At 52.8% G+C, this 723-nt stretch carries 1 protein-coding gene; it reads right to left on the bottom strand.

What is annotated here, in order from left to right; all coding sequences use genetic code 11:
* Window positions 1–723, bottom strand: a 723-nt coding sequence (locus DEQ92_RS23550) for a hypothetical protein (protein WP_158547649.1), incomplete at both ends; no start/stop codon positions are given.

Here is a 723-nt window from a genome sequence, read left to right as displayed (position 1 = left end):
GAATGGTCTCAATAGCTGGGAGGGCATCAATAAGAACACGTGGCTGGTGTTCACTCACGCTCTTGAGTGATTCTAACGCAGCCGTTCGTCGACGCGGATCGTCTGTTCGAAGCGTCTCAAGGAGCGGTGCAGCGAGGTCGTCAACTAATTCTGGTTTGGTTGCGGCGACTACTGTTGTCGTCGACGTCACTTTTTGAATAAGGTCGGGATGATCGCTTTCGATGGTACAAACCGCTTCCCAGAGACGGTCTGGAACTGTCGACTGGACGTTCGAAAGCACCTCCAAAGCGGTGTATTTCGTTCGATCCGGGTCACTCTGTATTCCCGTTTCGATACCCGCTAAAACCGCTTCGTGAGGGAGCTCTTCAATGAGGGCAGTGTTCTGAGCGAGTAGTGAGAGCGCCGCCGCAGGACGCCCACTAGTCAAGGTACTCGTGATCGTCTCGTGGTCTCCTGTTTCGAATAGATCGATTCTACTTGCGGAACGGACCGCATCATCAACTGTAGTGAATGCGTTCGGTAGGGAGTCCTTGTATGCATACACCCACTGTTGGCTAGTTCCCGCACAGAATCCAAGTGACGTTGCAGCGAGAGAGTCTTTCGAGCCGAGATAGGTATGGCTGAGCGATCCGAATCCGGATTCGTATACGCAGCCAACAAGATCTGAAACTGCATCATCGCTGATGACGAACTGATATTGGCCCTCGTAGGCACAGTTCTCGC

The organism is Haloferax sp. Atlit-6N (genome assembly GCF_003383195.1).
GTDB lineage: Archaea > Halobacteriota > Halobacteria > Halobacteriales > Haloferacaceae > Haloferax > Haloferax gibbonsii.
The sequence above is the reverse complement of the archived record's forward strand: the minus strand, read 5'-3'. Positions and strand labels throughout refer to the sequence as shown.